20 protein-coding genes and 2 pseudogenes are annotated in these 21825 nt (G+C 70.2%); 15 read left to right on the top strand and 7 right to left on the bottom strand.

Translation table 11 applies throughout. From position 1 onward, the window contains the following. Nucleotides 1-76 precede the first annotated feature (76 nt). From AB0447_RS18715 to AB0447_RS18705, 3 genes are all read right to left on the bottom strand, one after another. Entirely contained in the window at nucleotides 77-2542 is a 2466-nt protein-coding gene (locus AB0447_RS18715; protein WP_366477786.1) for a tetratricopeptide repeat protein, read from the bottom strand. Nucleotides 2543-2580: 38 nt separating this feature from the next. Next, entirely contained in the window at nucleotides 2581-2982 is a 402-nt protein-coding gene (locus tag AB0447_RS18710) for a hypothetical protein (RefSeq protein ID WP_366477785.1), read from the bottom strand. Between the two features lie 209 nt (nucleotides 2983-3191). Beyond that, entirely contained in the window at nucleotides 3192-3488 is a 297-nt protein-coding gene (locus AB0447_RS18705) for a flavodoxin (RefSeq protein WP_366477883.1), read from the bottom strand. Nucleotides 3489-3583: 95 nt separating this feature from the next. Between AB0447_RS18705 and AB0447_RS18700 the strand changes: the two genes are divergently transcribed. The 3 genes and pseudogenes from AB0447_RS18700 to AB0447_RS18690 all read left to right on the top strand — a co-directional run bounded on the left by AB0447_RS18700 (nucleotide 3584) and on the right by AB0447_RS18690 (nucleotide 4816). Then, nucleotides 3584-3988: a hypothetical protein gene (locus tag AB0447_RS18700; RefSeq protein ID WP_366477784.1), complete on the top strand. Its 405-nt coding sequence runs from the start codon at nucleotides 3584-3586 to the stop codon at nucleotides 3986-3988. Between the two features lie 24 nt (nucleotides 3989-4012). Next, a pseudogene (locus tag AB0447_RS18695) lies at nucleotides 4013-4303 on the top strand (hypothetical protein); the annotation flags it as partial. Between the two features lie 27 nt (nucleotides 4304-4330). Next, complete coding sequence (locus tag AB0447_RS18690) at nucleotides 4331-4816, top strand: hypothetical protein (protein ID WP_366477882.1); 486 nt, start codon at nucleotides 4331-4333, stop codon at nucleotides 4814-4816. Between the two features lie 246 nt (nucleotides 4817-5062). Here the strand turns inward: AB0447_RS18690 and AB0447_RS18685 are convergent, their stop codons facing one another. Continuing rightward, nucleotides 5063-5797: a hypothetical protein gene (locus AB0447_RS18685; protein ID WP_366477783.1), complete on the bottom strand. Its 735-nt coding sequence runs from the start codon at nucleotides 5795-5797 to the stop codon at nucleotides 5063-5065. A gap of 176 nt (nucleotides 5798-5973) precedes the next feature. On the opposite strand from AB0447_RS18685, the gene AB0447_RS18680 reads away from it, so the two are divergent. The 3 genes from AB0447_RS18680 to AB0447_RS18670 all read left to right on the top strand — a co-directional run bounded on the left by AB0447_RS18680 (nucleotide 5974) and on the right by AB0447_RS18670 (nucleotide 8802). Continuing rightward, the gene (locus AB0447_RS18680) at nucleotides 5974-6585 is read left to right on the top strand and encodes a hypothetical protein (protein WP_366477782.1); all 612 of its coding nucleotides are present in this window, start codon (nucleotides 5974-5976) and stop codon (nucleotides 6583-6585) included. After that, nucleotides 6582-7634 carry a HEAT repeat domain-containing protein gene (locus tag AB0447_RS18675; protein WP_366477781.1) on the top strand — a complete coding sequence of 351 codons (1053 nt, stop codon included), beginning with the start codon at nucleotides 6582-6584 and terminating at the stop codon, nucleotides 7632-7634. Before AB0447_RS18680 ends, AB0447_RS18675 begins: the two co-directional genes overlap by 4 nt. A 325-nt stretch (nucleotides 7635-7959) precedes the next feature. Next, complete coding sequence (locus AB0447_RS18670) at nucleotides 7960-8802, top strand: endonuclease/exonuclease/phosphatase family protein (RefSeq protein WP_366477881.1); 843 nt, start codon at nucleotides 7960-7962, stop codon at nucleotides 8800-8802. A 395-nt stretch (nucleotides 8803-9197) separates the two neighbouring features. Here the strand turns inward: AB0447_RS18670 and AB0447_RS18665 are convergent, their stop codons facing one another. The 3 genes from AB0447_RS18665 to AB0447_RS18655 all read right to left on the bottom strand — a co-directional run bounded on the left by AB0447_RS18665 (nucleotide 9198) and on the right by AB0447_RS18655 (nucleotide 11773). Continuing rightward, on the bottom strand, nucleotides 9198-9683 hold the full coding sequence (locus AB0447_RS18665) for a lamin tail domain-containing protein (RefSeq protein ID WP_366477780.1): 486 nt from the start codon (nucleotides 9681-9683) through the stop codon (nucleotides 9198-9200). 238 nt (nucleotides 9684-9921) lie between these two features. Next, entirely contained in the window at nucleotides 9922-10164 is a 243-nt protein-coding gene (locus AB0447_RS18660; RefSeq protein ID WP_366477779.1) for a hypothetical protein, read from the bottom strand. A 25-nt stretch (nucleotides 10165-10189) separates the two neighbouring features. Next, nucleotides 10190-11773, bottom strand: coding sequence for a VCBS repeat-containing protein (locus tag AB0447_RS18655; RefSeq protein ID WP_366477778.1), 1584 nt, complete (start codon nucleotides 11771-11773; stop codon nucleotides 10190-10192). 733 nt (nucleotides 11774-12506) lie between these two features. Here AB0447_RS18655 and AB0447_RS18650 point away from each other — a divergent pair. The 9 genes and pseudogenes from AB0447_RS18650 (at nucleotide 12507) to AB0447_RS18610 (ending at nucleotide 21024) form a co-directional block, all read left to right on the top strand. Continuing rightward, a complete protein-coding gene (locus AB0447_RS18650; RefSeq protein ID WP_366477777.1) occupies nucleotides 12507-13286 on the top strand; it encodes an SDR family oxidoreductase in 780 nt (259 codons plus the stop codon). A 688-nt stretch (nucleotides 13287-13974) separates the two neighbouring features. After that, nucleotides 13975-14715, top strand: a complete 741-nt coding sequence (locus AB0447_RS18645) for a hypothetical protein (RefSeq protein ID WP_366477776.1) — start codon at nucleotides 13975-13977, stop codon at nucleotides 14713-14715. Continuing rightward, the gene (locus AB0447_RS18640) at nucleotides 14696-15388 is read left to right on the top strand and encodes a Fic family protein (protein WP_366477775.1); all 693 of its coding nucleotides are present in this window, start codon (nucleotides 14696-14698) and stop codon (nucleotides 15386-15388) included. The genes AB0447_RS18645 and AB0447_RS18640 overlap by 20 nt, the downstream gene beginning before the upstream one ends. 1177 nt (nucleotides 15389-16565) lie before the next feature. Next, nucleotides 16566-16895, top strand: coding sequence for a hypothetical protein (locus tag AB0447_RS18635; RefSeq protein ID WP_366477774.1), 330 nt, complete (start codon nucleotides 16566-16568; stop codon nucleotides 16893-16895). 43 nt (nucleotides 16896-16938) lie between these two features. Continuing rightward, nucleotides 16939-17664 carry a dienelactone hydrolase family protein gene (locus tag AB0447_RS18630; protein WP_366477773.1) on the top strand — a complete coding sequence of 242 codons (726 nt, stop codon included), beginning with the start codon at nucleotides 16939-16941 and terminating at the stop codon, nucleotides 17662-17664. A gap of 61 nt (nucleotides 17665-17725) precedes the next feature. After that, nucleotides 17726-18257 (top strand): annotated as a pseudogene (locus AB0447_RS18625) (transposase); the annotation flags it as partial. Between the two features lie 214 nt (nucleotides 18258-18471). Further along, nucleotides 18472-19188 (top strand): VanZ family protein, encoded by a 717-nt coding sequence (locus tag AB0447_RS18620; RefSeq protein ID WP_366477772.1) that lies wholly within the window; start codon nucleotides 18472-18474, stop codon nucleotides 19186-19188. A 68-nt stretch (nucleotides 19189-19256) separates the two neighbouring features. Then, entirely contained in the window at nucleotides 19257-19952 is a 696-nt protein-coding gene (locus AB0447_RS18615) for a response regulator transcription factor (RefSeq protein WP_366477771.1), read from the top strand. Next, the gene (locus AB0447_RS18610) at nucleotides 19945-21024 is read left to right on the top strand and encodes a HAMP domain-containing sensor histidine kinase (protein WP_366477770.1); all 1080 of its coding nucleotides are present in this window, start codon (nucleotides 19945-19947) and stop codon (nucleotides 21022-21024) included. Before AB0447_RS18615 ends, AB0447_RS18610 begins: the two co-directional genes overlap by 8 nt. Nucleotides 21025-21825 lie beyond the last annotated feature (801 nt).

Raw genomic sequence — 21825 nt, 5'->3', positions numbered from 1 at the left:
GGCCAGTACACACACGCGTTTCCGCCGGCGGGCGGCGGACGGCCCTGATGTGGGCGTGACACGTTGACGACAGCTCCTAGCCGGCGTCTTCGGGGTGCTCGTCTTGAAGGGATGTGAGGTACGCCCCGGCGGTGGCCGCCTCGGCAGCGCGGATGCGCCGGTAAATGCCCACGGCCTCGCGGAGTTCGGCACGCGCAGTCGGCAGCGCGCCGGTGCGTGCCGCGCAGCGGGCGGCGCCTTCGAGCGCGCGTGCCTCTTCCAACGGGCTGTGCACCTGGCGCGCGATCCAAAGGGCCTGGCGATGCTGGTCGAGGGCCTCGCGCGCCGTGGAGGTCTCCGCCAGGAGCGTCCCCTTGCTGTTCAGCACCTCGGCCTCGCCGAGACGGTCGCCCAGGGACCGGAACAGCGTCAGCGCCTGCTCGGTCATTTCGGCCGCCGCCTGAAGGTCGCCGGTCATGCGCCGCAGTCGGCCCAGGTCCCGCAGCGTGTGGGCTTCGCCCAGCCGGACGTCGAGGGCGCGGTAGAGCTCCAGAGCCCGTTCCTCCAGCTCGGCCGCTGTGTGATGATCACCCGTCAGACGCGTGGCCTCTCCCAGACTCCAGAGGGCGTTGGCCTCGCCGAGGCGGTCACCCAGGGAGCGGTACAGCGCCAGCGCCTGCTCCGTCAGGTCCACTGCCGCCGGACCGTCACCGGTCAGACGCCGGACCCACCCCAGATCCCACAGGGCGTTGGCCTCGCCCAGACGTGTGCCGAGGGAGCGGTACAGTGCCAGCGCCTGTTCGGCCCGGCCGGCCGACTCCTCGTACTCCCCCGTCATCCGCCGCGCCCAGGCCAGATCCCACAGGGTGTTGGCTTCGCCCAGGCGATCGCCCAGCGACTGGTAGTGGGCGAGCGCCTGCTCCGCCAGATCGGCTGCTGCGGGATAGTCCCCCGTCATGCGCCGGACCCGGCCCAGATCGCGCAAGGTGTTGGCTTCGCCCAGGGGTTCCCCGAGGGACCGGTACAGGGACAGTGCCTGCTCCGCCAGATCGGCAGCTGCGGGGTAGTCGCCCATCACGCGCTGCATCCACCCCAGACTCCACAGGGCGTTGGCCTCGCTCAGACGGTCGCCGAGGAGGCGTGCGGCCGAGATGCCGGTTCCGAGCAGGGAGACGCCCTGGTGCCAAGGGCCTTCCAGCCGAAGGAAGATGTTCACGGCGAGGGTGAAACGGACGACGTCCGAGTGCCGTGCATGCGCGGCGGCGTACTGGGTGCAGGCCAGGAGGTTGACGCGTTCGGCGCGCATCCAGGCCAGTGCCTGCTCGCGGCCCGCCAGGTCCGGTGCGGCTGCCGGGGGCTCGGCCACGGCCGGAGTGTCGGGCCGACGTGCGTCGGCGTAGTGACGGTCTGCGGCTTCGGCGGTGTGCTGGTAGTAGGCGAACAGCCTGCCGACGGCCTGGGCACGGTCCTCGACGGGGTCCTGCTCCGCCAGTGAGCGCGCGTATTCCCGGATGAGGTCGTGCAGTCGGTAGCGACCGCGGGTGGGCTCGTCGACAAGATGGTTCGTGTACAGGGCGCTGAGGTGCCGACGGGCCTGGGCGATCGGCACGCCGTCGAGGGCGGCGGCGGCGTAGGCGTCGATGTCCGGCCCGGGGTGCAGGCCCAGACGGCGCAGGAAGCGCTGCCGATCGGCGGGCAGTTCGCGATAGGAGAGGTCGAAGGCGGCGGCCACGGCCCGGTCACCGGCCTCGAGTTCGCCGAGCCGGTCCTGGGCGGCCGCGAAGTCCGCGGTGTACTCGGCGATGCTCCAGGTGGGGTGCTGGGCGAGGCGCGCGGCGAGCAGAGCGATGGCCAGCGGCAGAAAGCCGCACAGCCGGACCGCTTCCTCGACCGCGTCACGCTCGGCCCCGGGACCTGGTGGGGTTCGGTGAGTGAGCCGAATGAACAGTGACGCCGCATCGTCGGGCGGCATGACGGTCAAGGACAGGGGCACCGCGCCGTCCAAGGCGGCCAGGCGCCGGCGGCTGGTGATGATGGCCAGGCAACCCTCGGAACCCGGCAGGAGAGGCTCGACTTGGTTGGCGTTCTCCGCGTCGTCCATGACTATGACCATACGCCTGCCCGCAAGACGGTCTCGCCATAACGCGGCGCGCGCCTCCAGGCCGTCCGGCAGCTGTTGCGGCCTGACACCGATGCTCGTCAGGAGAGCGGCCAGCACGTCGGCGGGGTCGGCGGAGCGCTGGCCGGGGGTGTGGGCGTGCAGTCTGACGTACAGCTGTCCGTCGGGGTAGCGGTCGGCGAGCAGGTGAGCCGCGTGGGTGGCCAGAGTGGTCTTGCCCACCCCGGGCATGCCGTCGACGGTGTGTATGGCCACTGCCCTTCCGGGCGCGGCCGTCCGGAGGAGTTGGCGCAGCTCGTTCTTCCGCCCGGTGAACGCCGCCACATCCCGCGGCAACGTGCGCAGCGCGGTGACCGCCTCCGGCGCGGGGCCGGTGTGGACCGTCTGGTAGAGGTCCCGCCCGGCCATGAACACCTGGGATTCGCCGTGGGCATGCCCTTCCAAGCGGGCTCCGGATGCGTCAGGCTCACCCGCCTCGGCGCTCACGAGCCGGTGATGTGCTGGTCCCGTCCGGCCATGAACACCCGGGAGCTGTCGTGGGCCTCCGTCTTCATGATGACCGGCCGGCCCTGGGCCTGCTCGTCTTCGGACCGCGCCGGAGCCAGGTGTTCGTCCAGCAACCGCCGCAGTTCGGCGGCGAGAGCGGGGTCCTCGTTGAGCAGCTGCTGCAACCGCAGGCACCAGGCGCCGGCCAGGGCCTGCTCGGTGTCCGTGTCGCTCTGCTCCCGCGCACCCAGCACTTGGGTACGCAGTGTCTCCAGTTCGGATCCGACGTCGTCGGCCGCGTCGGGGCGTCGCCTCCGCCACCAGTCCACGACCGCGGCCCGGGCTTGCTGCCAGCCATCGGTCGCCATCGCGCCCACCAGCGCGCTCCCTGCCGTCACGACGATCGGATCCATGCCGCCCCCGCGTTGAAAGGGTCCCTGTAGGTACGGTAGCCGCAGGGCTTCGGGACTCTGAAGTGTCTTGCGTGAAATCGCGTCAGAATCCGGTCGGCGGGACACATGTCGCGTTGGCGGCAACGTTGATCACGGCTGGCGGGCGTCCTGCTGGCTCCGACAGTGCTTTGTGCCCGGCAGGACATGAACCGGCATCACCTCGGGGGGAGGCCGATCCGCTTCAGCCATGTCTGGACCTCGGCTTCGGCTTTGCTCACTTCCTCGCCGCGTACGGCCAGGCCCTCGGCGAGGGTCGCGCCGGGGCAGGAGGCGGTGTAGTCGCGTTCGGCGGTGCCCAGTCCGCTCATGGCGCGAGTGGTGATGGGGATGACGGTCTTGCCGCGGAAGTCGAGGGCTTCGGTGAACGTGGACATGATCATCGGTGGCCGGAGGACGTTCCAGACGGGGCTGCCCAGGAGGACCGTGTCGTAGCGTGTCGGGCCGTTCGGCAGCCGTCGCTGCCGGGCCTGTGGGTGTCCGGCTACTCATAGGGAGGTGAGTACGTGCGCTCTGCCGCAGGACCGGGGTGGGCCGGGACGCTTGGGCCATGCCCCAGAGATCACTGAAACTCGCTCGCTGCCTGCTGGTCCTCGTTCCGGTTGCGGCATGGGCCGCCTGGCTTGGCTGGGACCAGCATCGTGACGTCCATCCCGACGGCTCGGTGACCGGCCCGTACGAGGCCTGGCAGGTGATCGGGTTGGTAGTGACCCTGCTGGCGCCGGTGTACTGGGCGGCGTCCCGGCGCCACGTCGCGGACGCCGTGCTGGCCACCACGGCCGGTTTGACCGCCGCCGCCTTCTACGACTGGTCGGACGACGCCAGCGGCCTCTTCCTGGTCGGCGTGGGCATGGTCATGACGGCAAGCCTCATGGCGACCTTCGCCCTGTCCGTCCTGATCGCCTCCGTGACACGGCCCGGACGACGAAGCGAGCCGGGACCGACCGGAGCCTGACACCACGTTGCGCCCCAGGCCCGGATGCCGGCGCGCGCATTACGTCGGATCGCCGCGTGCAGGGCGGCCTTGGGCCTCGGCAGCCGGGCCCCGTTGTCGTGCGGAGCACTACCACCGCCTCGAAGCAAGCGTCCAGGTGCTTTTAGCCGACGAGAACCCACAGCTGGTTGGCCCCGCCAGTACAGTCCCGGAGGTGCACAGGCGCACCTTGCGCTTGCTCCGGCCGGCCACTTCAAGGCACTTCCCGTCGCCGTCGAAGCGCTGGCCGTCGCTGCCGACAACTCGTGGATCGCCACCTGCAGCGGGGACACGACGCGGCTGTGGGACACGTCCACCGGCCGCGTGCTCCGCACGCTGTCCGCCGCGTACACGGGGTCGCACAGCTCGGTCTCCATCGCCCCGGACGGCGCCTGGATCGCCCGTACGGTCAGCCTCTGGGACACCGTGTCCGGCGGCCGGATTCGCGTCCTGTCGGGCCGCCGCGCGCCTGTGGACACGATCGCCGCGGCCCCGGACGGCTCATGGCTCGTGTGCAGCGGCGCAGACGGGACGGTGCGCGTGTGGGACCCGGGCTCGGGGCTGTGCCTCCGTACGCTCGTCGTTCCCGCCGGCGGGCGGGTGCCGTCCGTGGCGGCCTCACCGGACAGCCGGTGGATCGCCACGGCGGGCCACGACGCGACGCTGCGCATCTGGGAGGCGGCAACCGGCCGACCCGTGGCCTGCGTTGGCGTCGAGGACCGGCTGGAGGCCTGCGTGTGGCACTCGGACGGCGTCGGGGTGACCGCCGCCGATGCCGGGGGCCTGTTCTGCTTCAGCTTCCGCGCCTGACGCCCGGCCGGCGGCGAGCGTTCCTGCCGGACCTCCACCACTTTGGCTGCGGCAGCAGATTCGCCTTCATCAGCTCTCACCACCGCGAAGGGCGTTTCGCGGGCGCCTGCAGGTGAGCGGCAGCTCTCGCTCCGGTGGGTGCGCCAATTGGGGAGAGCTGAGAGCACATGTTGCTGAGGGACGAAAGCACCTGGTGGTCTGGAGCGAGCGTGTCGCCGGCTTCTGGCGTCGTGTCGGTTCTTGTCGTCAGACGGGCCGGGTTCCGAGCGCGCGGGCGAGCTGTTCGTTCTGCTCCTGGGTGATGCCCTGGGCGAGCCTCATGCCGTGGCGCGGGCTGCGGGGGTCATCGCTCCGGAAGATGCCACCGAAGCTCTGCTCGTCGGGCAACCACCAGCCGATCGGGTCCCACATGGGATGGTCCACGAGGAGCTCGGCCACGCGCGGAGCCCTGCTGGCCGGAGCGCCGACCCGGACCAGTGCCTCTGCGATCACGTCAGCAGCGTCCTCGCCGTCCAGCGCCTCCTCGTCACTCATGGCCGGAAGCAGGAGCAGCAGTCGGGCGTGGGGATCGTGGATGCCCGGAGCCTCAAGGTCCGGAGTACGGGCGATGTGGGTCAGTTCCCGCCAGGAGATGCCGGGGCCTTCCGGGCGTCCGTCGATTCTGGCGAGATAGCCGTGCTGTCCCCAGTCGGGGTGGGTGACGAGGTACTGCGTCCCTACGTCGTAGGGACGGTTCATCACCACCGCGGTGTGCCCGTCGCCGAACGGGACTCGGATCACGGGCCAGTTGTCCTCGTCCACCAGCGCCTTGTACACGGCGTCGGCGTCGGCCGCGTCCGCTCCGAACCACTCCGGGGTCGGTGGACCCTCGTACTCTTCCGGGTCGCACATCCACATCAGGTAGGCGGCCCAGAACCCCGGGTGGGAGACCAGTTCCTCCCCGGCCACCAGCGGGTCATCGTCAAATGAATCGATCAGCACCTGGCAAGACTGCCAGTGCCCACTGACAGGCGGCGTTGCCGGTTCACCACCGCAGCCCGGCCCACCCCGGCCATCTCGATCCACTATCGGCACGAGGAATTGCCGTGCTGCACCCTCTGCCGCAGTGGCAGGATGCCCCGGATGCGAGATGATCACTCGGGAGCGAGGCGGGGGACATGTTGGAGGGTCTGGACGCGGTGGACTGGCGCGGGTTGGAGGCGGTGGGGCCGGACCAACCGGTCACCAACGTGCCGAAGCTGCTGCGCCGGATCGCCCGAGCGGACGCCACCACCAGGCGGGAGGCCGTGGGGCGGGCGTACGGCGACCTGCAGGATCTCCTGCTGGCCCCGGGACGGGTCACCGGCGCAGGCACGGCCGCGCTGCCGTTCCTGGTGGATCTCGCCCTCGACCCGGATACGGTCGCACGGCCGGACCTGGTCGAGGTGCTGGCGGACCTGGCCCACAACGGTGAGACCGGTGAGGCCGGGACAGTGGACTCCGGATGGGAGGCGGCCTGGCGGCGGCAGTGGCCCCGTCTGCGGACGCTGTTCGACGACCGGGATCCCGTGGTGCGGCGGGCCGCGCTGCAGCTGATCGCCAGCCGGACCGTCCCCCTGCTGGAACGGTGGCACGAGGAGACGGACCTCTCGGTCCGGCTGACGCTGTTGCTGGCGCTGGGCCAGGCCGCGGCCGCCGAGGACCCCACGGGTTCGACGGACGCCGAGGTACGCGCGGTACTGGACGGCGTCCTCCACGGCGAGAACCCAGTGCTGCGGGTGGCACCGTGATCGCCACAGCGTCTCTGGACCCGCAGGCGGCGCTGCGTGCCCACCCCATGCTGTTGGAGCTCCTCACCGATCCCGCACTCGCCCCGGAATTCGGGAAGGTCTGGTACACCCTGGACTGCGAGTACCCGTACGAGCGCAACGACGTCGCAGCCTGGGCCGTGCAACTGCTATGGCTCGACACGACGGCGGCGACCTCGTTCCTGGCCGGGCTCGCCGAGACCGGACGCCGGATCGGCGATGCGGAGCTGCGCCGGTGCGCGCTGGACGAGGCGTGGCGGCTGCTGGTGGCCCGGCCGTCCGCGGCCTCGGGGGTGCTGCCGCTGGCGGCTGGGCTGCTGGCCGACCCGGACGACGACGTACGCTACAAGGCAGCACATCTGCTGGCAGTGCTAGGCCACCGGGCGGCCCCGTACGCCGACCGGCTCGCCGCCCTCCTCGACGACCCCGGCGAATCGAACTTCTTCGACGGCACCGTCGGTGACCACGCACGGTGGGCCCTGACGCGGATCGGGGACCTGCGCGCCCTGCCGGATCTCGTCGAGCGGCTCGTCGCGCCCTACCGGGACATGCAAGGCCGGGGCTACTGCATCGGTGACCCGCGGCAGCCTGACGTCGCCGACGTACTCCGGCCCCTGCACGCACACGCCGGAGTGCTGCTGCCCGCAGTACGACAAGCCCTGAAAGACGAGGTCGCCCGAGCCGGCTGGCTGGTCCGGGACCTGCGAGAGGTGCTCCACGCGTGGGGAGAGAGCCCGCTGCTCCCCGGTGAGCTCACGCCGTACCCGCAGCCATGGGAACCACCGCCGATGGAACTGGCGCAAGCAGAAACAACGGTGCTGGCATACACCGCCGACGGGCCGCTGCACGGGACGTTCACCAACGCCCTGCGCGCACTCGCCCGCCACGGGCACCTCGCCCAACCGGTCCGGGAAGCACTCGCGGCACTGCGGGCCGCGGACCGCCGGCTGTCGGAGTACGGCGACTACCGGGCGTTCCTCCAGGACGAGGAAATCCGCGCGCGGATCGACACGCTACTCGCACTGCCATAGTACCGCCCTCACATGCGCGACCCGTCCACCGAGACGCGGGCACCGGTGCCCGTACGCGGTCCGGACGGGGTCGCCAACCGCACCCGGAATGAGAGGGGAGCGCGGCGGGCCCATCCCCGGGTCCGCCCGCCGGCGCACTGCGCTCCGCCGGCGATGACCTGGCGGCCCGTCAGGCAGGCTCCCGCACCCGTAATCCACACTGTGACGCGAACTGTGCGCCGCTCGGGCGCACCTGAGCTACACACAGAGATCGGTAAACGTGTCCATACTTTTCCTGCGCAGAGCCGTCCGACGGGTACTGGCTCTGACCGCTGCCGTCCTTCTGGTGACGTTCGGCATGACCTCGTCCGCCCAGGCCGACATCATCTCGGCGTCGACGGCGCCCTCCGTGCGGATGCTGACCTACAACGCCTGCGGTGCCTCGTGTAAGCACGTCGGCGTCCCGAAGGAGCAGTGGGCCGAGACGATCCAGACCTCAGTGGACAACTGGTCCGCGGACTCCGTCATGCTCACCGAGATCTGCTACGAGCAGTACGCCGCCCTGCGCGACAAGCTCACCGAATACGCGCCCGCTTGGTACGCGACGAGCAACGGGGCCAGTGGGTGCGGCAAGTGGGACACAGTGGACCCCGACCTGCGCATCGGACTGGCGGTCTTCGTCAAGACCTCCTCCGTGGAACGGCTGACCACGGGCCTGCCGGCCAACCCCGAGGACAGCAACCCACGCGGCCTGCTCTGCGCCAAGGGCGCGATCGAGGGACGTACGACGCTGTCCTGCGTGACGCATCTGTCGCACGTCGGCGACGACGGCCGCCTCGCGCAGGCCAAGGCGGTCCGGCAGCAGGTCGACACCTGGGCGGGGACCCTGCCCGTGATCCTGGCGGGAGACTTCAACGCGGCCCCGACCAGCCTCGAGATGAGCGAGTTCTACGGTTTCCACGGAGGTACGGGCCGCTACGGGGAGGTTGACGAGAGCGACCAGGACTTCTTCCACTCCGGCTGCACGGGCACCTACTGCCGCTCCGGAGAGACGACGCACGCCAACGGGAAGCTGGACTACATCTTCGTCTCGGCGGACCACTTCAGGTTCGTGCAGGGCGACGCCATGGGCAAGAGCGAGAACATGTCGGACCACAATCTCCTTCGAGGCGCCGCGGACTGGGAGTAGGAAGGCGCACCCGAGCACTCCGGCCTGGCTGTTCCGTTCTCGCCTACGTAGCAAAACTGCCCGATCTCGGTCATCAGCGCGACGCCGGTCTGGATCTCGTCCGCTGTCCAGCCGGTGATGTCGAGCAGCAGGCCGTCCGGCAGGCCGCCGACCAGTTCGGCGTAGTGGCGGCCGGGCCGGGGGCCGGGCCGGGGTCCTCGGCGTAGATCCGCCGCGCAGCAACTCGACGCCGTCGCCTCCGAACTCGACGCACGCCAACGCAAAACGCTCGGCTGGGAAACCCCAGCCGAGCGCCTGCATGCACTGCTTGCGGTCAGTTCAACACGACCACGTGTTGCGAACGCCCCCTGGAAACCGGCGAGCCGGGGCCAGGGCTGCATGTGTGGCGTGGTGGCTCAGTTGTGGAAGGTTATGTAGCCGTTGCCGTCGCGGTCGTTGGCGCTCTTGCTGTAGGCGTGGGTGTCGGCGTAGGCGCCACCCGGCTTGTACAGCTTCACCGTGTCCTTGTCGTTGTTCCACATGAAGTTGCAGTTGTTGCGGTAGGCGACGTTTCCGGCGTCGGACTCGGTGCCGCGGCCTCCGCGCAGGCGCACGAAGTCGCCGGGCTCGAGGTAGTGGTTGATCTTGAAGGTGTAGGTGTTCCCGGCGGCGTCCTTGACCGTGTGGCCCTTGAGGTTGACGGTGCCCCCCGAGTAATTCTTGATCACGACGTACTCGGCGGCGGTGTTCCCGGTGGTGCAGCTGTTGGAGTCGCGGCCGGGGGCGTCGTACTGGATTCCGCTGATCTTCAGCGCCGAGGAGTACTCGGCGGCCTGTGCCGGGACAGCGGTAAGGGCAGCCACGGCTGCGGAGCCGGCCAGGACGACAAGCGTCTTCTTCACGTAGGGTCCTCCCCCTTGTTGGGTGTTGAGCGATGTGAAGATACACGGAATGCCATTACGGCATTGCATGCCGCACTAAGGGTGAGACGGGCAGCACCACGCCCCGCCGGACCGGACCGCTCCGTGGCTGGCGGCTGGACGTCCTAGAGAGGAAACAAGCAGCTCAAACGGGCTTTCTTCCTCTCCGCGTCGCCGCCTTGGGCGACCCGGGCCTCCCGGCCCTACTACGACAAGAAGATCACCCAGAGCAACACCCCACCCAGGCCCTGCTCCTCCTCGCCGGCGCCGGGCCGACGTCCTCTTCGCGATGCTCCGCGACGGACTTTCTCAGCGGTGACTGACCGCCGAATGCGCGCACCCGCCACCCATATCGGCAGACGGCCTGCTTCACCCGCGGGACGCGGATGTGCGCCAGCCCGTCCGGTCCGAGGATGGCGGTAAGGGTGAGGTCGCCGTTGATGACGCCGACGTCGTCGGTCACGCGGTCAAGCTTCGAACACACTCACTCAGCCGATCTGCGTGTAGTTGCTCCACGCGTCGTTGTTGGTGCGGGTGAGCATCTGCCGGGCGGCGAACGTGCCGGTCCCGGAGCCGCCGGTGCCCCGATACACCCACATCGTGCCGCCGCTGTCCCGGCCGACGATGTCGGCCCGGCCGTCGCCGTTCTGGTCGCCGGTCGCGGCGATCGCGTTGTACGTGGTCCATCCGCCGCCGACCAGCTGGCGGCCGCCGAAGGGCGCGGCTGCCTTGCCGGTGCCGGGGTAGAAGTAGAGGTTGCCGCGGTCCCGGGCGACCAGGTCGGTGCGGCCGTCGCCGTTGATGTCGCCGCTGCCGATCAGGGTCTGGTAGACGTTCCATCCGCCGCCGACCGGGGTCGGGGCGTTGTAGCCGACGCCGTCGCCGCGGCCCGCGCGGAGCCAGAGCATGCCCGTGGTGTCGCGGGTCAGCAGGTCGCCTTTGCCGTCGCCGGTGAGGTCTCCGGGGCCGACGGCCAGGTTGGTGGTGGAGAAGTCGCCGGGCACGGTGACGTTCTTGGTGACGTGTGTCAGCTTCCCGTCCTTGAGGGCCATGACGGTGGCCAGGCCGGTCCCGTCCACGCCGGTGGCCATGACCAGCCATGCACCCTGCGGGAACATGACCCCGTTCTCGGGGGTCGGGTGGTTGTACGACGGGTCGTAGTTCGGGGAGAAGCGGTCGAGCCGGTTCTCGTGCATCCAGGTCCGGCCGCTCGCGTCGACGCCGGTGAGCCCGGGCTTGCCGTAGACGGGGGTGTTCCCCTGGCCGACCCACAGGAGGGCAGAGTTCCGGTGGTTGTGCCAGTCCTGTCGCTCGCTGAAGACACCGTTGCCGTGGGACTTGTACTCGTAGGCGCGGCCCTTGTCGGCGGTGAGGACCAGCACGTCGTCCCTGCCGTCGGAGGGATGCCAGTCACCCTCGCCGATGAGCTTGCTGTATGTGTTCCAGCCGCCGCCGACCAGCTTGCGGGCCGCGAACGGGGCGGCGGCCGAGCCGGTGCCCTTGTAGGAGTACAGGTCGCCGTTCCGGTCACGGCCCAACAGGTCGCCCTTGCCGTCCCGGTCCAGGTCTCCGACACCGACCAGTTGGTCGTAGATCTGCCAGCCCGAACCCACCTTGACCCGGCCGGCGAAGGGCTCACCGGTCGCCGAGCCGGTGGCCCGGTAGAGGTAGAGGTCACCGCTGAAGGTACGGGCGACCACATCGGGCCGGCCGTCCCCCGTGAGGTCCGCGGTGCCGACCACCCTGTTGTAGATCTGCCAGCCGCCCCCCGTCCAGGTCGGAGCCTGGGTGCCGGAGGCCGTCGCCGTGTGCAGCGAAAGACGCCCGTCGTGGGTCAGCTGAAGCACCTCGGGCCGCCGGTCACCGCGTACGTTGCCCAACGCGACGACATCCATCGGGCGCGCCTGGGGTTCCCCGTGGAACCGATACACCGCATCGGCGAGGGCCTTGCTCGACCACCAGTGGGCCCGGCCCGCGGGGGAACGGGTCAGCAAGTCCGGCTTTCCGTCACCATCGATGTCCAGCCGCGGCTTGGCAGGGACGGTCACGGCCACGGCCTGTGTGGCAGTCACGGTGGCCAAACCAGTGGCGGTGAGACAGAGAGCGGCGGTGCAGACCGCGAGCCGGCGCAGCGGCCGACGACGCGCAGACGAGTACAAAGGTTCCCCCCAGTTGTGCAGGTACAGGCAGTCGGCAGACTACTGAGGAGGGACTTGAGGAAGAAGTGGTTTGCTGTACAACCTTTTTGGCATGTTCGCAGGACCGCCGCAGGTCAGGGGTCCCCGGCGGCCGAACACGCCGCCCGCCTTGTTACCGCCCTGGCCCCGGCCATTGTCTGAGTGGTCACTCTCAGACAAGGCGACCGTCGCGCAGACCGCCCTTACGACGCCGCACGGGCCGTCGCCCAGCCACCGGCCGACTCGCGCCTGCGCAGGCTTGCACCTGGGCGTAGCTCACCTCTCTGTCCGGCCTCAGCCGGAAGGAACGGAAGCCGTGAGATTGATCGCGGCGTCCAGCATGTCTTTCCGCCGCAGGGCTGACCGATCGTGCCCTGTCGGCCAGGGCCCGGCTCCGGCAGGGTGGGAGCAGCCGCGAAGTGATCAACGGGAGGGGACACGGCATGACGTACGTGCCACGGCATCCATTGTGGTCTGAGCGGTCGGTCGAAGGCGAGTGCTGAATCCTTCGGGCTGACAAGGCACCGCCCTGAGTGGGCGCGAGAGGATCGACACCGCACTTCACTGAAGCCGCTCAGGCTGAATCTTTCCCGGATTCGACCGGGGCATCACGAGCGAAGAGGCGATCATGGGCGAACTGGACGGCAGGACCGCACTGGTGACGGGCGGCTCGCGTGGGATCGGGCGGGCGGTCGCCCTGCGGCTCGCCGCCGAGGGGGCGCTGGTCGCGGTCCACTACGGCGGCAACGATGCGGCCGCCGCGGAGACCGTGGCGCGGATCGCCGAAGCCGGCGGCCGGGCGTTCGCGGTGAAGGCCCGGTTCGGCGAGAGCGGTGCTGTGGACCGGCTGTTCGAGGAGCTCATCGCGGGGCTGGCGGACCACGGCGCGGACGGCCTGGACATCCTGGTCAACAACGCGGGCATCCACTCGGTCAGTTCGATCGGGCAGCTCACCGAGGAGGAGTTCGAGCGGCTGCTGGCGGTCAACGTGAGCACGCCGATCTTCGTGGTGCAGCGGGCGCTGCCGTTGCTGCGGGACGGCGGACGGATCGTCAACATGGGCTCGGCGGCCACCCGGATCGCGGAACCCGGCCAGATCGGTTACACCGTCACCAAGGCGGCGCTGGCCGCTCTCGGCCCGTCGCTCGCCAACGAGCTGGGGCGGCGCGGGATCACCGTGAACACGGTCGAACCCGGGGTGGTGCTGACCGACATGATCGCCCCCTACGCTGCCGTTCCCGAGGCGGTGGCCGGGCTTGAGTCGATCACCGCGCTCGGACGGATCGGCGAGCCGGAGGACGTCGCCGACGTGGTGGGCTTCCTGGCGGGCCCGCAGGGGCGCTGGGTGACCGGCCAGACCATCGATGTCTCCGGCGGTACCTACCTCGGACCGATCGCAGCCGGGTGATCAGCCCCGGGGCACTCTCAGGCACCGTTTCGAGGAACTGCTCGCCAAGACTGATCCGCGGTACTCGCACCACCTGGCCGAGGCCCCCGCAATCAAGCTGGGCGGGTACCCGGGCTGGACCCAGGAACCCTGCTGGCCCGATAGCACTACCTGCGGTAGCCGAAAGATCCCTAGTTAGCCGTGGCGAGCTAAGGCAAGCAACGGAGCGCTATCGGAACTCACCCGAGTTCGGGCTGCATCCTGACCGGCCGCAGCTGGTCCTCCTACTACGATGAGCAGACCGTCACTCCCGCCGGCGCCCTCGACATCGACCGCATGGTCCCGCTCGCCGAGGTCCACGACTCCGGCGGCTACGGGTGGACCGCCGAGCGGCGCCGCAAGTACGCCAACGACATCAGCAGCGACATCACCCTCGTCGGGGTCACTGCCCCCGCTCTAACCGAACTGAGGCACGTTCGTCCCGTTCGAGTCGACTGCGAAGGGGAGGCCGCAAGTCGCGAGAGGCACGGGTGTCGGCGGAGCTGGTCGAGCAGTGGGCGGGCGCGGATCGAGCGGGAACCACCAGCAGGGAAAACCACTGGCCGGGGCGGGGAAGAGGGCCGAAACTGGGAGGCCCGGTACGGCCCGACCGACGAGGTGACACCAACTGGCCCACGCATACGAGACGCTGCCGTTCCCGGAGAACCGGGTGCCCGCGCACCTCTCCCTGCACGAGCTGGAGTGGGCGGCAATCGATCCGGCCCGTAACCCGTTCCGATGGGACGCGGACGAGGCGGCCCGGCTCCGCTCCCTGGTGATGGAGTGGGTACCGCCGGTGCTGTCCGGGATGGACGGCCGGTGGCAGGGCGAGTACTTCTGCGAGCGCCAGGCCGCGGCGATCATCCGGGAGAGGTACGGGCGCTGGGCCGGTGGATGGGACTGGTGCTACCGGTACGGTGGGCCCATCGGCGGCTGGGTCACCGGTGCCTCCTCGGTCACCACCCCCGACGAGACCGCGGACCGCGTGGTGGCCGCGCTGCTGGAGTGGCGGGAGTGGCTGGAAGGCACCGGCCGGCTTTTCGCCGCCATGGCGCCTCCGCCCGACGCCAGTCCGAAGGACCGCAGTTGGCATCTGGAGCGCGCCGCCGTGCGGCTCGTGACGCGCGCTCTGGACTCCGGCGCCGAGGGAGGCTGGTACGGGCAGGCCGCCTTGCTGATCCGCTGGTTCCTCACCAGCACCGGAATGTCCGGCGCCGAGGCCGACCGGGCTGTGAAGGCGGCGATCGGCGGCCGGTTCGAAAGCTGGGTCGTCCCCGCCCGCACGCTGATCGACTCCGTGGGGGAGGACCTCGCCGCCGGGCTCACCGGGCACCCGCCCCACCCGGACCACCGTGAGCGCGAGGCGCTGGAGGAGTTCCACGATCGGAGGCATGGCCGTGACCGCTGCTGACAGCCTCGCGGTGTGGCTGCGGGTGCGCCGCGAGGCCGACTGGTACGCGGCGCCGCCCCTGCGGCCCGGTCCGCCGGACGGGCCCGACGGCTTCCGGAACTGGTGCGCAGGGCCGGTCGCCCGACGCGACCCCGTCCGCGCCGGGCGCCTGCTGCGGGGCCACGCGCTGGCCCGGGCCGATGCGGTACGCCAGGCGCCATTGGACTTCGCACTGCTGGCCGGCTGGCAGCGCGAGGTACTGGGCACGGCCGGGACCCCGGCATTCCGCACCGGCGACGCCTACGCCAAGGCCGGCCGCGAGCGCTACGCCCTGACCCCGCGCACCGGTACCCAGTTCACCGCCTGCCTGCGCGAAGCAGTCGAGCCCGGGCTGCCACTCGCGGCCCGGGCTGCCCGCGCCTACCTCGACGTGGCTTTCTTCCACCCCTTCGAGGACGGCAACGCCCGGGCCGCGTTGCTGGCCCTCGTCCACATCCTGGGCTGGGAAGGGATCGTGCTGCCCGAGGTCGCGCCGCTGCAGACCACTCGCTACGCCGACGACCCGGCCGGCGCCACCGACCTGGCCGTCCTCGTCAGCCTGCTTCAGCGGGCACCGAGGAACCGAAATCTCTGCACAGCGGCGGCCGGCCGCGGCCACCACGCATCCACTGACCCGCCTACCTCGACCGGATGAGCCGACGGACCAGCACACACCTGCCGGCCGACGCCTGCGCCGGCAGCACAACCCGCCCGCAGAACCCGCACCCCCTTCCTGACTTCCTGACGCGGCTCGTGCCGCCGCCGGCTGAACCCGTCAACGCCCGCGGGGACCGCACCGCAGGGCGAGCAGGGACCCGGCGTACAACCATCCGAGGACTGAAAAGCCCTCGTCGAGACATACGAACGGCGGGCCGCTACCCCATCCTGGGAGCCCCGCCGTAGAGGACCTTCACCGCCCGCGTCTACCTGGACAAGGCTGGAACAAGTACAAGCAGGTGTCTGATCGACGATTCGACCGGACACCATGAGACAGGCCGTGTAGCGCGTACAGGCGTTCTAGAGCCAGGGATCGAGGGCGTGCTTGCCACGAGTCTGGCCGGCTTCGAGTTGCTGCAGCACTGCCGGCCCCTCGGCCAGGGGGTGAACCTGGGAGTTGCCGGGCGGATACACGCCTTGGGCTCTGAGTGTCTCGATCTCGACGAGCAACGACTGGTAGAGGGACGGTGCTGCGGCCGCCAGCACACCGATGTGCAGGCCCTTGACTTGGACCTGGTGGGTGAAGACGAGGTCGTGGGTGGTCAGCGTGGCGTCACCGGACGCGGCAGGTGACGAGCTGGCGCCGTGACCGGAGTCGGCCCAGAGCGTGGTACTGCCGGACCATCCGCGGCGGCCAGGCAGTGGAGGTGTGCCGATGGCCCCAAGGCCGCTGCTTCCGAAAAGGTCCCCTAGTTGTCGCGAGCATGACCATAGTGATGGGACTGGGACGGCATAGGGGGCCGACGGTGACCCACCCGACCTGGCGGCGATGGCTGCGCAAGCTCCATCCGCCGCAGCGTCAGGCGCCGCGAACACGGCGGTGTCGGATCTCGTACGAGGCCGGCTCAACCGTTCCGCTCGTGGGCGGGTCGCCTTGGACGAGCTGGCCGAAGCCACCAGATGATCCCGAGGCCAGCAGGCGTGTCCGAGCAGCGGACGTCTCTGACAGTCACGGGGCGGATCGCTCGGCCTGTGCGCCGTCCAGGCCTCTGGGGAGGATCGGGACGGCCGGTAGCACCACCGGTTAGCCGGTCGTGAGTTGGGGGATGCGGGCAGCACCGCAGAATTCCTACGGGGATGTGGTTGTAGAGGTGCCGGGGGCGACCCCGGGAAGCTTGGCGATCGAGGTGAACGAGTTCGCGGGGTTGGGCAGCGTGTCGCGGGCGGCCCGGATGATCTCGGGGGTGGCGACGGTGGGGCGGCCGCCGACCTACCGCGGGCGCGGGCGCGTCCAGGCCTTCGCGGGTTCCGGTGACGATGAGTTCGAGGACGAACTCGGCGGAAGCGGCGACGACGTGAAAAATGAGCCAGCAGTCGGGGGTGGTGGTGTCCGGGCGCTCCTGCAGCGAGGAGAAGCCGATCTCGCGGCGCCGCAGCTTTGTGACGGATCTTGTGAGCCATCGCCGCATTGCAGAGGCACAGCCGCGCTGTTCTGCCAGCGGTGAACACCGGCCCGACCGGGCTCGGTGATCACTACGGTCCAGTCTCATGACGACGATTACGACGCGCACGGTCGAGTACCCGGCCGACGGCCTGACGATGATCGGGCACCTCGCGCTCCCGGCCGGTGTCGACCGCCGGCCCGCGGTCCTGATCGGGCCCGAGGGGCCGGGGCTGAACGACTTCCAGCGCCGTCGGGCCGACGCCCTGGCTGAGCTGGGGTACGTGGCGCTGGCCTTCGACATCAACGGCGGGCGCTGGTTCACCGACCCGCAGGAGATGCTGGCGCACGTGACCCCCCTGCTCGCCGACCCCGACCGGATGCGGGGCATCGGCCATGCGGCGCTCGACGTGTTGCGCGCCGAACCGCGGACCGACCCCGACCGGATCGCCGCCGTCGGCTACGGCACCGGGGGCGCAATCGTGCTGGAACTCGGGCGCGACGGCGTCAACCTGCGCGCGATCGGGACGGTCAACGCACTGACCACGGGCCGACCGGGCGAGGCAGCGCGCATTCGCTGCCCCGTGTGGGCCGGGGTCGGCTCGGAAGACCCGATCATGCCGCCCGCGCAACGGGATGCGTTCACCGCCGAGATGCAGACGGCGGGCGTCGACTGGCGCCTCACGGTCTACGGTGGCGCCTTGCACGCCTTCCACCACCCGCCGGTCGACCAGACCGTGCTCCCCGGCATCGGCTACCACCCCCGGCACGCGCAGCGAGCCTGGCGCGACGTCGTCAACCTGCTCGCCGAGTGCCTGCCCGTAACGGAGTGATCTGGCCGGCCACCGCGATTCCCGGCCCCGAACCAGGCCGGTCGACCTCCTTAGACGTCGGATCAGCTCCGTCAGGCTCCGGGCCGCAAAGGGGGGCTTCTGACCGGACCGCCCCCGACCGACCGCGGCAAACCGGGATCGAAGATCCACCTGATCACCGAACGGAACGGACTGCCTCTGTCCCTGGGCATCTCCGGCGCGAACATGCACGACAGTCAGGGCGTGGAGACGCTCGTGCGCGGCATTTCCGCCGATCCGGTCCCGTCGGGATCTACGCCGTAGGCGGCCAGGCGACCCATCGAGGTCTGCACCGAAGGCGGCCAGGCAAGCCGCATCCGCATGCCGCATGCCGACAAGGGTTCCGACTACGACCACCTGCGCCGATGGCTCCGCAAAGGCCGAATCCGGCACCGCATCGCCCTCCTGGCCGGCCGCAAGGGCATCGAGTCCTCACAACCCACCGGTGCGTCGTTGAGAGGACCGTGTGCTCGCTCGCGGCCTGCCTCCGACTGCACCGCAGCTACATGCGCAAGGCCGATCGCTTCCCGGCCTTTGTCGGCATAGCCGCCGCCCTCATCTGCCGCCGCCGCCTCTTCCGTGTGGACGGGCAGAACCAGTCTGCTCGGCAGTGCGCTTTCACGGACGAGTCGTCCAGCACCTGTAGTAGCCGGGCTGGCGCGGTCACCCGCGGCGGGACCATCTCACTGCCGACCTGGGCCAGTTCCTCGATGCCGGGGATTCCGTATATCGCGGGCGTATCGAAAACCGCATATGCCACCGCAACGGCCCTCCGTCTCCAATGAGGGCATGAACCACAACGCATCCCTGTCAGCACCGCCCAGCCGCACGCGCAGGATCGTGCTTCTGAGCCTGTCGATCCTCGCCGTGGCGAGCGCCGCGTTCGTCGTGCGGCGGCCGCTCATGATGGCTGCTCCGATGTGCATGGCCGGGCGGTGGCACGGCTGCTTCGGTACGTTCAACGGTGTGGTGCTCATCACGTTGGCCGCGCTGCCGTTGGCCGCGCTGGTGGTGTGGGCTCTGGCGCGCCGTCGGCGCGCCGCCGGCGGCACATCGGCGTGGCGGATGTCGCTGGCCGAGGTGGGCATGGTCCACGGGACGGTGCCGTTCATATGGATGACCATGATGCCGGGCGCCGGGGCCGGCACCGTCCCCGGCCGGGTGAGCCTGGTACCGCTGCGGGACCTGCTCACGATGGGGCCGGCCGGGATCGTCGGCAACCTGCTGATCTTCGCGGCGCTGGGGTTCTTCACCCCGATGCGGTTCGCGGCCCTGGCGTCCGTGCCACGGATCCTGGCGGTCGGGGCCGGCTGCTCGGTCCTGGTCGAAACCGCACAGTACGTCCTGCGGCTGGACCGGGTGTCCTCCGTGGACGACGTACTGGTCAACGCCGCCGGCGCCATGCTGGCCGCGCTGGCGTCGCGTCGCTGGTGGCGCACTGCGGCGGAGGCGCCGTCGGACCAGTGTCGACCCGCGCCGGCACCGGCACCGGCACCGGTCGGCTGAGCCGTGTGTCCGGTGTGCACACGTCTTTGCATACGTCGGCGATATGTTGTGCTGCTTAGGCTTCAGACATGCGCGTATTGATCGTGGAGGACGAGCCCTACCTGGCCGAAGCCGTCCGTGACGGTCTGCGGTTGGAGGCGATCGCCGCCGACATCGCCGGCGACGGCGACTCCGCCCTGGAACTGCTCAGCGTCAACTCCTACGACCTCGCGGTCCTCGACCGCGACATCCCCGGCCCCTCCGGCGACGAGGTCGCCCGGCGCATCGTCGCCTCCGGCAGCGGCACCCCGATCCTCATGCTCACCGCTGCCGACCGGATCGATGACAAGGCTTCCGGGTTCGAGCTCGGCGCCGACGACTACCTCACCAAACCGTTCGAGCTGCGGGAGCTCGTCCTGCGGCTGAGGGCGCTCGACCGCAGACGCGCGTACGCCCGGCCCCCGGTCCGCGAGATCGCAGGCCTGCGGCTCGACCCCTTCCGCCGGGAGGTCTTCCGCGACGGACGCTACGTCGCGCTCACCCGCAAACAGTTCGCCGTGCTGGAAGTCCTCGTCGCCGCCGAGGGCGGGGTCGTCAGTGCCGAAGAGCTGCTGGAACGGGCCTGGGACGAGAACACGGACCCCCTCACCAACGCCGTCCGCATCACCGTCTCCGCACTGCGCAAACGGCTCGGCGAACCATGGATCATCGCCACGGTGCCCGGCGTCGGCTACCGCATCGACACCGGCCCTGACACCACCCGCACCGGCAGTACGCATGCATAGACGCCCAGGGCCCAGCGCCCGACTGAAACTCACCCTCAGCTACGCCGGATTCCTCGCCGTCGCCGGCGCTCTCCTCCTGGCGGTGGTGTGGGTGTTCCTGCTGCGCTACGTACCCGACAACCCCAAGGGCCTTCTCGGCATCGCGCCCAACCGCTACCTCCTTGTGCGCACCTTCGCCCCCGCCGCGCTCGTGGCGATGGTCTTCCTGCTCGTGTTCGGCCTCGTCGGGGGATGGATCCTCGCCGGCCGGATGCTCGCGCCGCTCACACAGGTCACCGCCGCGGCGCGGATGGCCGGGAACGGGTCGCTGTCCCACCGGATCCGCATGGAAGGCCGCCAGGACGAATTCCGTGAACTCTCCGACGTGTTCGATTCGATGCTCGAACAACTCGAGTCCCACGTCGCCGAGCAACAGCGGTTCGCCGCGAATGCCTCCCATGAACTGCGCACCCCGCTCGCCATCTCGCAGACGCTCCTCGACGTCGCCCGCAAGGACCCCACGCGGGACCGGGGCGAACTCATCGAACGCCTGCACGCTGTCAATACGCGGGCGATCGGCCTCATCGAGGCCCTCCTGCTGCTCAGCCGCGGCGACCGCGGAAACTTCACCCGCGAGAGCGTCGACCTCTCCCTCATCGCCGAGGAAGCCGCCGAAACGCTGCTCCCCCTCGCCGAACAGCGCCGGATCACGCTCGACGTCACCGGCGGGGCAGCCCCGGCCGGCGGCTCCGCGGAGCTCCTGCTGCGGATGGTGACGAACCTCCTCCAGAACGCCATCGTCCACAACCTCCCCGCCGGCGGCACCGTGACGGTCCACACCGAGGCGCACGGCGACACGAGCGTGCTGCGGGTCGAGAACACGGGCAGTCGGCTCCCGCCGGAACTGGTACCGACCCTCACCGAACCCTTCCAGCGCGGAACGGAACGCGTACGCATCGACGAGCACGCCGGCGTCGGCCTCGGCCTGGCCATCGTGCACAGCGTCGTCCGCGCCCACGACGGGACCCTCGGCCTCGCCCCCCGCCCCGCCGGCGGTCTCCTCGTCACGGTTCGGCTTCCCGGCACGCCGTAGGCATCGTCCCCGAGCGGGGCCCAGCGGAGCTTCGAGAGGCTGTTGGGTTTGGTCGAGAGCACCGGGTGACCCGGAGGGGCCGTGTCGCCGGCTTCTGGCGGCAACCTGCTGCCCGCCGGGTCGGCGATGGCCGGCGGCTGGGCGCCCGCCCGCCTGCGCGCCCGACTCATACCAGTACGCGCCCGGGGCTGGGCCATCCTGGCCATATGCGCAGCAGCACCCCTCAACGCGATTCCGCGCCTGGCCGGCGCCTCCCCTGAGGCGAGCCTGGGCTTGACCGCAGCCGCCGGGATCATCGTGGTGGCCGGATGCCTGCCGGCCTCCCTAGCCTCCCTAGCCTCCCTCGTAAGAGTCGAGGACAGCGTTGGATGACACCGAAGCCGTTTCCCTGGCTCCGGCCTGGTCCTTCATCGCATGGTCGGCGGCTGTCACCGGCACCCTCTGGCCGGCGGGCAGGATTCTTGGAACCTGGCAGATATGCGCCCGCACCGCAGCCGGCCGGCTGCCGCCGCCGAGCCCGCTCCTGCACCAGGCCAAGCCTCGTCCCCTGACACCGCCCCACTGACACCAACCGGCACATCGCAGCTGATGACGCGCTGGCTCGGCGCAGCTGGTCCCGGCACGCAAAGTGGTGCAAACAGAACTCATCGGCGCCACGTATCGAATGCGCAGACCTCCCGCTTGAGCAGCGCCGCGTCCCACCACGCCGCCAGCAGCCTCTTCCGCCGGCGCTTCCTGATCCGCTCAACTCGGTCTGCGCCACCGACGCGTCGAGGTTGACATATTCACACCGAAATCGGT

This window comes from Streptomyces sp. NPDC051211 (genome assembly GCF_040689505.1).
In the GTDB taxonomy this organism is placed as follows: domain Bacteria; phylum Actinomycetota; class Actinomycetes; order Streptomycetales; family Streptomycetaceae; genus Streptomyces.
The sequence above is the reverse complement of the archived record's forward strand: the minus strand, read 5'-3'. Positions and strand labels throughout refer to the sequence as shown.